The 12,529-nt window shown below is 73.1% G+C and carries 15 protein-coding genes and 1 pseudogene; 9 read left to right on the forward strand and 7 right to left on the reverse strand.

Translation table 11 applies throughout. The annotated features are described in order from the left end of the window. A partial coding sequence (locus NCC78_RS17535) for a hypothetical protein (RefSeq protein WP_250795686.1) occupies positions 1-335 on the forward strand: 335 nt, incomplete at its 5' end. Positions 336-344: 9 nt separating this feature from the next. Next, entirely contained in the window at positions 345-1,301 is a 957-nt protein-coding gene (gene pheA / locus NCC78_RS17540; protein ID WP_250795687.1) for a prephenate dehydratase, read from the forward strand. Between the two features lie 81 nt (positions 1,302-1,382). On the opposite strand, the gene NCC78_RS17545 is transcribed toward pheA, so the two are convergent. The 3 genes from NCC78_RS17545 to NCC78_RS17555 form a co-directional block, all read right to left on the reverse strand. Then, the gene (locus NCC78_RS17545; RefSeq protein ID WP_250795688.1) at positions 1,383-2,105 is read right to left on the reverse strand and encodes an AIM24 family protein; all 723 of its coding nucleotides are present in this window, start codon (positions 2,103-2,105) and stop codon (positions 1,383-1,385) included. Positions 2,106-2,188: 83 nt separating this feature from the next. Continuing rightward, positions 2,189-2,527 (reverse strand): metallopeptidase family protein, encoded by a 339-nt coding sequence (locus tag NCC78_RS17550; protein ID WP_250795704.1) that lies wholly within the window; start codon positions 2,525-2,527, stop codon positions 2,189-2,191. Between the two features lie 143 nt (positions 2,528-2,670). Further along, positions 2,671-3,102 (reverse strand): OsmC family protein, encoded by a 432-nt coding sequence (locus tag NCC78_RS17555; RefSeq protein ID WP_250795689.1) that lies wholly within the window; start codon positions 3,100-3,102, stop codon positions 2,671-2,673. Between the two features lie 130 nt (positions 3,103-3,232). On the opposite strand from NCC78_RS17555, the gene NCC78_RS17560 reads away from it, so the two are divergent. Continuing rightward, on the forward strand, positions 3,233-3,961 hold the full coding sequence (locus NCC78_RS17560; RefSeq protein WP_250795691.1) for a hypothetical protein: 729 nt from the start codon (positions 3,233-3,235) through the stop codon (positions 3,959-3,961). Positions 3,962-3,998: 37 nt separating this feature from the next. Here NCC78_RS17560 and NCC78_RS17565 read toward each other — a convergent pair whose 3' ends face one another. Continuing rightward, positions 3,999-4,520: a GNAT family N-acetyltransferase gene (locus tag NCC78_RS17565; RefSeq protein ID WP_250795692.1), complete on the reverse strand. Its 522-nt coding sequence runs from the start codon at positions 4,518-4,520 to the stop codon at positions 3,999-4,001. A gap of 179 nt (positions 4,521-4,699) precedes the next feature. Here NCC78_RS17565 and NCC78_RS17570 point away from each other — a divergent pair, with 179 nt between their 5' ends. Together NCC78_RS17570 and NCC78_RS17575 are read left to right on the forward strand one after the other, a co-directional pair. Next, complete coding sequence (locus NCC78_RS17570; protein WP_250795694.1) at positions 4,700-5,521, forward strand: HAD family hydrolase; 822 nt, start codon at positions 4,700-4,702, stop codon at positions 5,519-5,521. Further along, the gene (locus NCC78_RS17575; protein ID WP_250795695.1) at positions 5,521-6,336 is read left to right on the forward strand and encodes an HAD family hydrolase; all 816 of its coding nucleotides are present in this window, start codon (positions 5,521-5,523) and stop codon (positions 6,334-6,336) included. Before NCC78_RS17570 ends, NCC78_RS17575 begins: the two co-directional genes overlap by 1 nt. Before the next feature lie 31 nt (positions 6,337-6,367). Here the strand turns inward: NCC78_RS17575 and NCC78_RS17580 are convergent, their stop codons facing one another. Then, positions 6,368-6,970, reverse strand: coding sequence for a bacterial proteasome activator family protein (locus NCC78_RS17580; RefSeq protein ID WP_250795696.1), 603 nt, complete (start codon positions 6,968-6,970; stop codon positions 6,368-6,370). An 83-nt stretch (positions 6,971-7,053) separates the two neighbouring features. Here NCC78_RS17580 and NCC78_RS17585 point away from each other — a divergent pair, with 83 nt between their 5' ends. Next, a complete protein-coding gene (locus NCC78_RS17585) occupies positions 7,054-7,851 on the forward strand; it encodes an alpha/beta hydrolase family protein (protein WP_250795698.1) in 798 nt (265 codons plus the stop codon). Positions 7,852-7,936: 85 nt separating this feature from the next. Continuing rightward, the gene (locus tag NCC78_RS17590) at positions 7,937-9,139 is read left to right on the forward strand and encodes an ABC transporter substrate-binding protein (RefSeq protein WP_250795699.1); all 1,203 of its coding nucleotides are present in this window, start codon (positions 7,937-7,939) and stop codon (positions 9,137-9,139) included. A gap of 143 nt (positions 9,140-9,282) precedes the next feature. On the opposite strand, the gene ddaH is transcribed toward NCC78_RS17590, so the two are convergent. Beyond that, positions 9,283-10,116, reverse strand: coding sequence for a dimethylargininase (ddaH, locus tag NCC78_RS17595; protein WP_250795700.1), 834 nt, complete (start codon positions 10,114-10,116; stop codon positions 9,283-9,285). A 59-nt stretch (positions 10,117-10,175) separates the two neighbouring features. Here ddaH and NCC78_RS17600 point away from each other — a divergent pair, with 59 nt between their 5' ends. Both NCC78_RS17600 and NCC78_RS17605 read left to right on the forward strand, forming a co-directional pair. Further along, entirely contained in the window at positions 10,176-10,634 is a 459-nt protein-coding gene (locus tag NCC78_RS17600; protein WP_250795701.1) for an Lrp/AsnC family transcriptional regulator, read from the forward strand. Next, a pseudogene (locus NCC78_RS17605) lies at positions 10,631-11,065 on the forward strand (beta-propeller domain-containing protein); the annotation flags it as partial. The gene NCC78_RS17600 and the pseudogene NCC78_RS17605, both read left to right, overlap by 4 nt. Positions 11,066-11,152: 87 nt before the next feature. Here the strand turns inward: NCC78_RS17605 and NCC78_RS17610 are convergent. Further along, positions 11,153-12,259, reverse strand: a complete 1,107-nt coding sequence (locus NCC78_RS17610; protein ID WP_250795703.1) for a T3SS (YopN, CesT) and YbjN peptide-binding chaperone 1 — start codon at positions 12,257-12,259, stop codon at positions 11,153-11,155. Positions 12,260-12,529: the final 270 nt, after the last annotated feature.

Consider the following 12,529-nt stretch of genomic DNA (forward strand, 5'->3'; position numbering starts at 1 on the left):
CGACCCCCGACCCCGGCCTGACCGCGACGGCCTGCCGGAACGGCCCGTCCGGTCAGCGCGTGACCGAATTGGTACGCGGGCGCGACGGCGTGCTCCCCGACGACGTCCGGGTCCGGGTGCGCACCGGGCCGCTCTGCGCCGGCGAGTGGCACTACACCGTGCTCGACGTGACCGGGCACGAGGAACTCCAGGTGGTCACCCGGGGGCGACCGGGCTCCCCCCGGCTGGTCACCGCCGGCACCGACGTCTGCACCATCGAGGTGCGGGCCGCCGGTCCGCCCGGCATCCGGACCCTGGCCTGCGACGGCGGCCCGGTCGGCGTACCGGGTGCGTAGGCTGTCGCCATGCCGGGAACACCGCCGACACGCTTCGTCTACCTCGGGCCCGAGGGCACCTTCGCCGAGCAGGCGCTCCGCACCGTCTCCGCCGCCGAGCGGGGCAGCCGGACGCCGGCCCGCAGCGTCGGGGAGGCGCTGGAGAGCGTACGGGCGGGGGACGCGGACGCGGCGCTGGTGCCGCTGGAGAACTCGATCGGCGGCGCCGTCGGGGTGACCCTCGACGAGTTGGCCGAGGGGGAACCCCTGGTGATCACCCGCGAGGTGATCCTGCCGGTGGAGTTCGTGCTCGGCGCCCGGGCCGGCACCGCACTCGACGCGATCCGCACGGTCGCCGCCCATCCGCAGGCCTCCACCCAGTGCCGGGGCTGGCTGCGCGCGCACCTGCCCGACGCGGTCGTGGTGGACGTGCTCTCCAACGGCGCCGCCGCGGCCGGGGCCGCCACCGGCGAGTACGACGCGGCGATCTGCGCCCCCATCGGGGCGACCCGGCACCGGCTGGAGGTGCTGGCCGACAAGATCGCCGACCATCCGGACGCGGTGACCCGCTTCGCGCTGGTCTCCCGCCCCGGCCCGCCCCCGCCACCGACCGGCGACGACGTGACGTCGCTGGCGGTCTACATCGCCCACGACCGGGTGGGCGCGCTGCTGTCCGTGCTGATGGAGCTGGCCGTCCGCGGGGTCAACCTGACCCGGATCGAGTCCCGCCCGACGGGCGAGGCGCTCGGCCGGTACGTCTTCTTCCTCGACTGCACCGGCCACGTGGGCGACGCCCGCCTCGGCGAGGCGTTGCAGGGCCTGCGCCGGGTCTGCGCGGACGTGCGTTTCCTGGGCTCGTACCCCCGGCACCGCTGGACCGGCACGGCGGGTGACCGCCCGGTCCCCGCCCCGGCCGGGCTCTCCGACACCGACTACACGGACGCCGCGGCCTGGCTCACCCGCCTGCGCACCGGCGAGCTGAGCTGAGCCCGCCCCCGCCGATCCGGGGGTCGTCGTCGCTCCTGACGAGCAACGTCGCGGCCCTGGATCGGCGAGGGCGGAGGTGGGTCAGCTGAGCAGGCCGCCGAGGAGACCGCCCTGCTGCTCCTGCTGGCCGCTGCCCATGATCGGGGGCTCCTCGGAGGGCTGGACGACCACGAAGCCCTGGCCGGCGAAGCTCATCGTGAACGACTCACCGGTACGCCGGCCCAGCAGCGTGCCCAGCCCGAGCTGCTCGGCCCGGTGGTAGCCGGTCTGGAGGTTGGCCGACCAGCAGACCGCCGCCTGCGGGTCGACGTAGGTGGGGGCGTCAACGTTGAGCACCACCGGCGTGCCCTTGGTGGTGATGGCGATCCGGCCGTGACCGCTGAAGACGCAGTTGAACAGCCCGGAGGAGGATGCCATGCCGGCCCCGCCGACCATCTTGATGTCGTAGTTGAGGGTGGACTCGAAGGCCAGCACGCTGGAGCCGTTGATGGAGAGCGCGTCGCCCGGCTCCAGGTCGATGACGTGCACGTCCTTGGCCAACTCGGCGAGGAAGACGTCACCCCGGCCGGAGACCTTCATCAGCGGGACGCCCTCGCCGGTTAGCTTCTGCTTGAGGAACTTGCCGAGCCCGCCGGAGCCGAGGGCCTGGAACTGCACCTGCCCCTGGTAGGCGACCATCGACCCGACCCGGGCCATCGCCTCGCCGTTGAGCTCGATCTTCAACATCTTGGAGTTCTGCAGCCGCATGCCGGGCTGCGCGGACTCCTTCTCCAGGTTCTCCGCCGAGAACAGCTCGCTGCGCATGGAAGTGCCTCCTGAGATTTCGCGATGCCTGCCTGCGAAGGTAGGTCAGCACCGCAACCGTCGGCCACCGGCCGCGCCGCCGGTCAGGCCCAGCCCAGCTCGTGCAGACGCTCGTCGTCGATGCCGAAGTGGTGGGCGATCTCGTGCACCACCGTCACCGCGACCTCGTCGATGACGTCGTCGTCGTTGTCGCAGATGCGCAGGATCGGGTTGCGGTAGATCAGGATGCGGTCCGGCAGCACGCCGGAGTAGTCCCAGCCCCGGTCGGTGAGGGCGTGTCCCTCGTAGAGGCCGAGCAGGTCCTCGCCGGGCGGCGGGTCGTCCTCCACCAGGATGACCACGTTGCTCATCAGGCCGAGCAGTTCCTCCGGCACCTCGTCGAGGGCGTCGCCGACCAGGTCCTCGAAGTGTTCGCGGCTCATCTCGACGGGCACCCGCCCATTCTGCCCGACCGGGCCCGCCCCACCCCGACAAAGATCCGCGCACTTTCACGGAAAGCGTGCTCGTCCCGTGCGGGACGGGGCCGCTTTCCGTGAAAGTGCGCGAGGAGGAACGGGCGGGTCGGTCAGGAGGCGAGGCGGGCGTTGAGGGTGATCTGGGCGCCCGGCGAGAGCAGGCGCGAGATCGGGCAGTTGTCCTTGGCGGCCTCGGCGAGCTTGGCGAACTGCGCCTCGTCGATGCCGGGCACCTCGCCCACGGCGTCGAGCTCGATCCGGGTGACGGTCATCCCGGCGTCGGTCTTGTCCAGGTGCACCTTGGCGGTGGTCTCCACCGAGGTGGGCGGGGAGCCCGCGTCGGCGAGCGCCTTGGAGAACGCCATCGAGAAGCAGCCGGCGTGCGCGGCGCCGATCAGCTCCTCGGGGTTGGTGCCCTCACCCTCCTCGAAGCGCGACTTGAAGGAGTAGTTCCCCTCGAGCCCGCCCTGACCGGTGCGGACCGTGCCGGACCCCTCGGTGAGGTTGCCCTGCCAACGTGCGGAAGCGGTACGGATAGGCATGCTCGGAACGCTAGTCGAAACAAGGCTGGCCTGCGACCGACCGCGACGACTACCCCGGTTCGCGTTACCAGCCGCCGGTGCCGGCTGTGTCATGATTCGGCTCAGGCCCGCCAACGCGGAAGGGTGACCGATGTCCCAGGACCTTCCCATCCCCCGACAGGACGACCGGTCCGACGGCACGGCCGTCGTGGAGTGGGGCGCGGTGGAACCCGCCCCGCCGGGCCGGTTCGGGCGTACGCTCTCCGGCCTGGGCCGGGACCACCGACTCCCCCCGCTGCTCGCCGGTCTCGGCGCGGTGGCCGCCCTCGCCTCGCTGCTCGGCGAGTGGCAGGTCATGACCATCCCCAACGGGGGCCCCGAGGGCGAGACCGCCGTCCGGGTGCCGGGCGGGGTGTCCGACATCGGCGGCCTCGGCGTCGGCTACCTGGTGGGGCTCCTCGCGCTGGTCTGCACGGTGGCGCTCGCGCTGCGGGGCACGGCCGCCGTGCGGCGGGACGCCCGGGTGGCCGGGCTCGCCCTCGCGGTGGCGCTGCTCGGGCTGCTGGTCGCGACCACCGCCTCGCTGGGCGACGCCGGGCAGCGGGCCTTCTTCTACTCGACCGAGGACGCGTTCCGGATCGAGTACGGCCGGGGCCTGGTGACGGCGTTCGCCGCCGGTGTGCTGTTCGCGGCGGCCCTCATGCTGGCCCCGGCCGGTGCGACGCCCCCCGCCGGGGACGCGGACGCCGTCGGTGACCCGGTCGGCCGGAGCCGGCGACGCCGCTCCGCCCGGAACGCGGAGGACGACACCCCGGCCGCCCCCGCCGACCTCACCGTCACGCCGGCCGTCCCCTTCGCCCGCCCGGAACCGCCGAACTGACCGGCCCGCCCGGGCCGGAACCGCCGGACCGGTCGGCTCAGGGGGCCGACCAGCGGATCTCGCCGTCGACGAGCTCGTCGGTGGCCCGCAGGCCGAGCCGCTCGGCCACCCCGGCCGAGGCCCGGTGGTCGGGGTGCACGTGCGCCACCAGCGCCCGGATCCCGTGCCCCTCCAGCCACCCGACCATGCCGGTGGCGGCCTCACCGGCGTAGCCCCGGCCCTGGTGCGGCGCCACCACCACCCAGGCCAGCTCGGCGACCGGGCGGTCCCCGTCGATCCGGATGGTGGCCTGCACGGTGCCCACCGCCGCGCCGGTGTCCCGGTGCCGGACGATCCAGTTCAGCCAGCCCTGCGTACCGTCGGGGGAGTGTCCGGTGACCTGCCGCCGGTACCGCTCCCGCAGCTCGTCCGGGCTCGCCGGGAGGCCACCGGTGTACTCGTGCAGGCCCGGGTCGTCCAGGATCGGGGCCAACTCCTCGGCGTGCTCGACGCGCAGCGGCTCCAGCACCAACCGCTCGGTGCTGATGATCTCCGCCGCCGGCCAGTTCCGCTCTGCCACCCGCCCACGATATGACCGGCGGCGGCGGTGCGGAGGACGACACCGGGGGTGCGTCGTCCGTTGGCACCGCATTCGCCGCAAAGCAATGGTTGGTGCCGGACACCCGAGGTACGGTTGCTGCCCGCCGTCACTCAGGGTCGAGCAACGATGACCGGACGGCGGCGGGCGAAGGAGGAACGATGACCCGCCCGGGCCTGCCCAAGCTGATCGCAACCGATCTCGACGGGACCCTCGTCCGCAGCGACGAGACCGTTTCCGCGTACACCCACGGGGTGCTCGACCGGGTGCGGGCCGCCGGGATCCCGGTGGTCGGCGCGACCGGTCGCGGGCCCCGGCTGACCGAGCTGACCCGCAACGACATCCGCGCCGCGGACTTCCTGGTGATGGCCGGCGGCGGCCGGGTGGTCGACCAGAGCGACCCGGCCGGGCCGGTGGTGCTGCGCGACGAGCGCCTCCCCGGCGAGGTGCTGGCCGCCCTCCTGGCCGATCTGGAGGCCGAGGTCGGGCCGCTGACCGTGATGGTCGAGGCGTCCGACGAGCACGACGCGCCGCTCTGGGGCGACTACCACCCGAGCTGGCCCTACCAGGACCGGTTCGAGGCCCGTTCCCGCGCCGAGTGCCTCTCCTGCGACGTGATCAAGGCGTTCGCCCGGACCGCCGACCACAATGTCGACGAGTTGTTGGAGGTGGCCCGGCAGATCATCCCGCCGCGGGTGGCCACGCTGACCCAGGCCGGGCTCGGCTTCATCGAGATCTGCCCGCCCGGGGTGGACAAGTCCACCGGGCTGGCCGTGGTCGCGCAGAGCCTCGGCGTGGACCCGGCCGACGTGCTGGTCTTCGGTGACATGCCCAACGACCTGCCGATGTTCGCGTGGGCCGGGTGGTCCCGGGTGGCCGTCTCCAACGCCCACCCGGCGGTCCGCGCCGCGGCCGACGAGGTGACCCTGCGCAACGACGACGACGGGGTGGCGGTGTACCTGGATCGGCTACTGTCCCGCTGATGGGAGAAGCACCTCGGCTGATCGCCACCGACATCGACGGCACGCTGTTGCGGGACGACCGGACGTTGAGCCCGCACACCGCGGACGTGCTGGCGCGGATCTCCGCCCAGGGCACGCCGGTCGTGCTGGTCACCGGCCGTCCCATCCGCTGGCTGAAGCTGGTGTACGAGCAGCTGGCCGAACCGCTGCCGGCGATCTGCGCCAACGGCGCGGTGGTCTACGACCCGGTGACCGACGAGGTGCTGCGCGCCGACCCGCTCGCCCCGGAACTGCTCGCCGAGGTGGCCCGGCGGCTGCGCGCCGAGGTGCCCGAGGTGAGCTTCGCGGTGGAGATCGTCGACAGCCGGCAGATGCGGCACGAGGCGCACTACCCGCTGCGCTGGGACGCCGACCACGACGCCATCCGGATGGTCGAGACCCCCGAGGAGCTGCTGTCGGCGCCGGCGGTGAAGCTCCTGGCCCGGGCCGCGAGCGAGCAGGACCCGGACCTGTTCGTGCAGGTGGTCGCCGGAGCGCTGCGGGGGCTGGCGGAGGCGACCCACTCGTCGTACTCGGGGCTGGTGGAGATCTCCGCGGCCGGGGTGACCAAGGCGGCGGGGCTGGCCTGGTACTGCGCCCGGCTCGGGATCGACGCCCGGGACGTGCTCGCCTTCGGCGACATGCCCAACGACGTGCCGATGCTCGCCTGGGCCGGCCGCGCGGTGGCGGTGGCCAACGCGCACCGCGCCGTGCTGGAGGTCGCCCACGAGGTCACCTCGGCGAACTCGGCGGACGGCGTGGCGGCGTACCTGGAGAAGGTCTTCGGGGTGGGGTGACGGCCGGCCGGGGTCCCGGCCGGCCGCGCGGTCAGAGGTACTGGCCGGTGCCGTGCCCCTCGCCGCCCTGCGGCGGACCCATGCCGGGCATGCCGGGCGCCAGGCCGCCGGGGCCGCTGGGCAGCGCGGGCCGGCCGCCACGCATCTGCTCCAGCTGGACCCGGGCGGCCATCTGCTGGGCGACCAGGGCCGCCTGGATGCCGTGGAAGAGGCCCTCCAGCCAGCCGACCAGCTGGGCGTGCGCGATGCGCAGCTCGCCCTCGCTGGGCGCCTTCTCCTCGGTGAAGGGCAGGGAGATCCGCTCCAACTCCTCCCGCAGCTCGGGGGCGAGCCCCTCCTTGAGCTCGATGATCGACCGCTCGTGGATCTCCCGCATCCGGTGCCGGCTGGCGTCGTCCAGCGGGGCCGCCTTGACCTCCTCCAGCAGCTGCTTGATCATGCTGCCGATCCGCATCACCTTGGCCGGCTGCTCGACCAGGCGGGTCGGGTCCTCCCCGTGCACCTCGTCGGTCTGCACGGTGCCGACCGGCCGGCCGTCGGGGCCGACCACCACCACCGTCCCGGAGTGGCCGGTGCCTTCCTGGCCCGGCTCGTCGTTCTGTCCAGCGGAGTGCGCTTCGGTCATGGGGTCCATCTTTACCCAGCCACGCCCGCCCATGCGTCCCGGGAGGAGATCCTGGCCGGTATCCACGGCGTGAACCGCGCTACGGTCGCGCCATGCCCGCCGACCCGCGCGCCGTGCTCAGCCGCCCCGCCCCGCCCCCGGACGTCACCGTCGCCTACGGCGACCACCCGGACCAGGTCGCCGACCTGCGCCGCCCCATCGGGCCTGGCCCGGCCCGGCCGCTGGTCGTGGTGGTGCACGGCGGTTTCTGGCGGGTGGAGTACGACCGGCGGCACACCGATCCGCTGGCCGCCGCGCTGGCCGCCCTGGGCCACCCGGTGGCCCAGGTGGAGTACCGCCGGACGGGGCAGCCGGGTGGTGGCTGGCCCGGCACCCTGACCGACGTCCTGGCCGGCGTGACGGAGCTGCCCCGGCTGGCGACCGCTGCGCTGCCCGGTCAGGTCGCCTCCGGGCCGCCGGTGCTGGTGGGGCACTCCGCCGGCGGGCACCTGGCGCTGTACGCGGCGGCGACGGCCCCGGCCGCGGTCGCCGGGGTGCTCGCCCTCGCCCCGGTGTCGGACCTCGCCGAGGCGTACCGGCTGGACCTGGACTCGGGGGCGGTGGCCGCGTTGCTCGGCGGGGGTCCGGCGGACGTCCCGGACCGGTACGCCGCCGCCGATCCACGAACATTGGTACCGCTGCAAACACGGACAGTAGTTGTGCACGGCTCTCTCGATCAGCAGGTGCCGGTGGCGATGAGCCGGGAGTTCGTCGCCGCCGGGCAGGCGGCCGGGGCCGAGATTCGCCTGGTTGAGCTGCCTGAATGCGAGCATTTCGCACTGATCGACCCGGAGTCGGCCGCCTGGCCGCAGGTTGCCGGTGCGTTGCGGTCTCTAGATAAAGATCATTAGGATTGACGGAGCGTCGCCGAACAGGTAGAACGCCGGAGGGGCGCCGATCGCCGATCGCCCTGCACGCTCCCTCGGAAGGAACCTGGTGTCACAGATGAACCGCAGGCGGGCACTCCAGCTGCTGGCCGCACTCGGCACGACCGGTATCGCCGCCGGGTGCGGTTCCGACGACTCCGAGGGCGCGGCGACCAGTAGCGGGAGCCCGATCAAGATCGGCCTCATCGCACCCCGGACCGGGGAGATCGGCGAGGAGATCACCAACGGATTCCAGCTCTTCCTGGACCTCAAGGACAGGCAGCTCGGCGGCCACCCCGTCACCCTGCTCACCGCCGACGAGGGCGAGACCGTCAAGAGCGGCAAGGCGGCGGTCGACGAGCTGCTCAAGCAGGGCGTGCTCGCCCTCACCGGCGTGGTCAGCTCGACCGTCATGTTCGGCATCCGGGACGCCGTCGAGCAGGCCCGGGTGCCGCTGATCGGCTCGAACGCCTCGCCGACCAGCCTGCAGAGCGTCGTCTACATCTGGCGCACGTCGTACGTGCTGGACGAGGCGGGGCGGGCGCTGGGCCTCTACCTGAAGGACCGGCTGGCCGCGTCGGCGAAGTTGGCGATCATCATGCCGGAGGGCCCCAGCAGCCAGGACGTGCTGCGGGGCTTCCGCCGGGAGTTCGGCGAATCCGATCCCCGCATCAGTGGCGCGGTGACCTGGACGAAGGACCACACCGGCGCGGTGGGCAAGACCGCCTTCGTCGCCGACATCCGCAAGGCGCTGGCCCCTGTGGCGGGACGCAGGCCCGCGGCGGTCTTCTGCTTCTACTCGGGAGCGCCGGCGGTGGCGTTCATCAAGCAGCTGCGCGCCGAGGGTTTCACCGGCAAGGTCTACGCCCCCGGATTCCTCACCGAGGGCGGCGTCCTCAACGAGCTCAAGGACCGCGAGTCGCTCGGCATCCAGACCGCGCTCAACTACTCGTCCGACCTGAACAACGCGGCCAACCGGGAGTTCGCCTCGGCGTACCGCAAGAAGCACAACGTCTCGCCCACCACGTACGCGATGGCCTCGTACGACGCCGCCCAGGTGCTCGACCAGGCGATCCGGATCGCCGGCGCGGCACCCAACCCGCAGCAGGTCAACCTGGCGCTGGGCAAGATCGGCCAGATCGACAGCCCGCGCGGTGTGTGGCAGTTCAACCAGCCGCGCACCCCGCAGCAGAAGTGGTACCTGCGCGAGGTCAAGCTCGACGGCCAGGTGCTCTCGAACGTGGTGATCAACGAGCTGGCCACCCTCGGCTGACCCGCCCGGCCCGCCAGCGTCGGCACGGGCGGGCGGACGACGACCGGAAAGGGCCGGCCTCCCGTCGCGGGAGGCCGGCCCTTTCGTGGTACGCGGGCGCGGCGGCGCCTGCCGCAGCCGGGGGCGATCCGGCGCGCCTCGGCTCAGTGGCGCAGCTCGGCGATGCAGCACTTCACGCTGCCGCCGCCCTTCTTCAGCTCGGCCAGCTCCACCGGCACCGGGTTGTAGCCGGCGGCCTTCAGCTTGCCGGCGAGCCGGGTCGCCTCGCTGTTGAGCACCACGTTGGCGCCATCGCTGACCAGGTTCAGCCCGAAGGTCATGGCGTCCTCGTCGTCCGCGACCACGGCGTCCGGGAAGAGCTGGGTGAGCACCCGCTGGCTGGCGGCGGAGAACGCGCCCGGGAAGTAGACGATGTTCCCGTCGTCGATCGAGGCGAGGGCGACGTCCAGGTGGTAGAAGCGCGGGTCGACCAGGCGCAGCGACACCACCGGCCGGCCGAGCGCCTCCTGCGCCTCGGCGTGCGCCGGCAGCTCGGTGCGGAAGCCGTGCCCGGCGAGGACCAGCCCACCGTGGGCCTCCGGCAGGTACGCGAAGTCGCCCTCGCCCTCGTTGGTCTCGCTGGGGGCGATGAACCGCCAGCCCTGTGACTCGTAGAAGGCCCGGTGGGCGGCGGCCTCGGCGGCGCGCTGCTCGTGCTTGAACTGCGCTCCGTACACGGTGCCGTCGACCACGAACGCGCCGTTGGCCGCGAAGACCATGTCCGGCAGGCCCCGCTCGGGAGTGAGCAGGTGCACCTCGTGGCCGAGGCCGACCAGGGTTTCCCGCAAGCGGTCCCACTGCTTGACCGCCAGCTCCGCGTCGACCGCGGTGGTGACGTCCATCCACGGGTTGATGGCGTACTCGACCGTGAAGTGCTCGGGCGAGCACATGAGATATGTCCGCTTTCGCGGGACTCGCTGCTGGTTCACGGTGACCAAGGGTAGGTACCGTGGAACCTTCGTAACAGCCACAACCGTTGCTTCCCAGAGGCGGAACGTTGCAGATAGATGCCGTAGACCAGCGGATCATTGCGTTGCTCGTCGCCGACGCCCGAGCCTCATACGCCGACATCGGACAACGGGTGTCACTCTCCGCCCCAGCGGTCAAACGACGGGTGGACCGGCTGCGGGCCACCGGGGTGATCCGGGGATTCACGGCCGTCGTCGACCCCGCCGCCGTCGGGTGGACCACCGAGGCGTTCGTGGAGCTGTTCTGCGCCGGTCGGACCACTCCGGCGCAGATCGGGGTGGCCGCCCGCCGGCACCCCGAGGTGGTCGGCGCGTACACCGTCTCCGGCGAGGCCGACGCGCTCGTTCACCTGCGGGCCGCCGACATCGCCCACCTGGAGACCGCCCTGGAGCGGCTGCGCGCCGAATCCTTCGTCACCTCTACCCGCAGCACCATCGTGCTCTCCCGCCTGGTCGAGTCCCCCGGCGTCGGCCCCTCCACCGGCTGACCGGCTACTCGGCGTACCTGCACCCGCTGCCGGACGGACGGCTGCTGGGCGTGGGCCAGGAGGCCGACGACGCGGGACGGAGGCAGGGGGTGCAGGTCTCGCTCTTCGACGTCCGTGATCCGGCCCGGCCGGTCCGGCTCGACCGGTACCACCTGCCCGACGCGCACTCCGCCGCCGAGTTCGACCCGCACGCCTTCCTGCACCACCCGGAGCGCGGCCTGGTCGCCCTGCCGGTCAACGACGGCGTCCGGCTGCTGCGGGTCACCGGGGACGGCATCGCCGAGGCCGGCGCGGTGACCCACCCCGACCCGGAGGGCATGGTCACCCGCTCGCTGCTGGTCGGGGACGTGCTCTGGACGGTCTCCGCCGCCGGCCTGCGGGCCACCGACCCGACCACCTCGCGGAGCCTCGCCTGGCTCCCCTCGACCTGACCCGCCCTCCCCGGCTGGTGGGGCCCGGTTTCTCGGGGTTACCGAGCCTCACCAGCCTCAGCCCGCGAGATCGGCCGGGTGGAACCGCTAGAGGTACATGCCGGTGCGGTGCTCGCTCTCGTCGCGCTTGACCGGCTTGTCGCCCTCGCCGAAGAACCGCTTCCCACCGAACTCGCCGTGCAGCCGGTCGTCCAGCTCGTCGGCGAGCCCGGTCATCACCTGCACGGCGAGCATCAGATGGGTCGCCTGGAAGTTGCGGCCGAAGACCGGGATGGACGCCCACACGGTGTCGTCGGCGCAGTAGAGCCGGCCGATCGGCATCCGGTTGGTCAGCTCGGAGAGCTTCACGTAGAGCCGCTCGGTCGGCTCGACCTCGGTGAGCACCGGGGAGAAGACGTCCACCAGCGGCGGGTTGTCACGGACCCGGACGAAGACCATCGCCGAGCCGGCGCGGATGTTGATGTCGCCGTCGGAGTCGACCTGCAACCGGTCCGAGTCCGACTTGAGCATGGTGGAGACGACCGTCCGGACCCGCTCCGCCAGCCCCAGCAGGTCGTTCTCGTCGGCCTGGGCGGTGGCCGCGGCGGCCAGCGCCTCGTCCAGGTCGGCCTCGACGTCCCGGTCGGGGCCGAACTCGCTGCGCGCGGTGCCGAGCGGCCCACCCTCCAGCGGCTCCCCCTCGGGGTCGTGGATCAGGTAGACCAGGAACGCGGGGTGCGGGGCGCCGTAGACGTCGCGCAGCGTACGGGAGAGCAGGGCGGCCAGCCGGGTGGCCTCGGCGGTGCTGCCGTCCAGCCCGAAGTTCTCGCCGGAGCCCTCGACCACCCCGGGCGGCGACCAGCCGAGCGCGACCATGTCCGCCACCGCGGCCCGGTCCAGCCGGTAGCCCTGCGGCAGGGTGGCGTTGCCGACCGCGCGGGCGGCGAGCCGGCCGTCGGCACCGACGTCGATGCTGATCGAGTAGACCGCGTCACCGGTGCCGGAGGCGGTGGGGTCGAGCGTCAGCTCCACGTGCGCCCCGGTCGGCAGCGCCGACAACCGCTCGGCGAGCGCCCGGGCGAACTCCCGCCACGCCTGGGTCACCTTCTCCCGCAGGTCGGCCGTGGTGGGCTCGTCGAGCAGGACCGACTCGTGGTGCTCCGGCAGGGTGCCGCGCGAATCACCGGTCGGCACCGAGGGGTGGTCTGCCGTCATGATCGCCTCCGTCCGTCAAGGTCACCCTACCCACGGAACCGGGGGGACCAATCAGCCCCGACCGGGATCGGACACCACCTTCCCGCCGGCCGGCGTTCCCGCCGGGCGCGCCCGACCGGCGGACCGGCGACCGACGCCGCCACCGAACCGCCGCGGTGGGTGCGGCGGCGGGCGTCCCCGCTCCGATTGCGCCCGGACGAGCGCCGGGGTGGGCCGCGGTCAGGCGGGGGTGTCGTCCGGGCGTCCGGCGCCCAGTTCCACCGGCCAGGT

It is taken from the genome of Micromonospora phytophila (assembly GCF_023656545.1).
Classification (GTDB): domain Bacteria; phylum Actinomycetota; class Actinomycetes; order Mycobacteriales; family Micromonosporaceae; genus Micromonospora; species Micromonospora phytophila.

Coding starts and splice junctions, on each gene's coding strand:
- pheA (WP_250795687.1), top strand. CDS start 345: ATGCCGGGAACACCGCCGACACGCTTCGTCTACCTCGGGCCCGAGGGC.
- NCC78_RS17545 (WP_250795688.1), bottom strand. CDS start 2,105: ATGCGCAGCGAGCTGTTCTCGGCGGAGAACCTGGAGAAGGAGTCCGCG.
- NCC78_RS17550 (WP_250795704.1), bottom strand. CDS start 2,527: ATGAGCCGCGAACACTTCGAGGACCTGGTCGGCGACGCCCTCGACGAG.
- NCC78_RS17555 (WP_250795689.1), bottom strand. CDS start 3,102: ATGCCTATCCGTACCGCTTCCGCACGTTGGCAGGGCAACCTCACCGAG.
- NCC78_RS17560 (WP_250795691.1), top strand. CDS start 3,233: ATGTCCCAGGACCTTCCCATCCCCCGACAGGACGACCGGTCCGACGGC.
- NCC78_RS17570 (WP_250795694.1), top strand. CDS start 4,700: ATGACCCGCCCGGGCCTGCCCAAGCTGATCGCAACCGATCTCGACGGG.
- NCC78_RS17575 (WP_250795695.1), top strand. CDS start 5,521: ATGGGAGAAGCACCTCGGCTGATCGCCACCGACATCGACGGCACGCTG.
- NCC78_RS17580 (WP_250795696.1), bottom strand. CDS start 6,970: ATGGACCCCATGACCGAAGCGCACTCCGCTGGACAGAACGACGAGCCG.
- NCC78_RS17585 (WP_250795698.1), top strand. CDS start 7,054: ATGCCCGCCGACCCGCGCGCCGTGCTCAGCCGCCCCGCCCCGCCCCCG.
- NCC78_RS17610 (WP_250795703.1), bottom strand. CDS start 12,259: ATGACGGCAGACCACCCCTCGGTGCCGACCGGTGATTCGCGCGGCACC.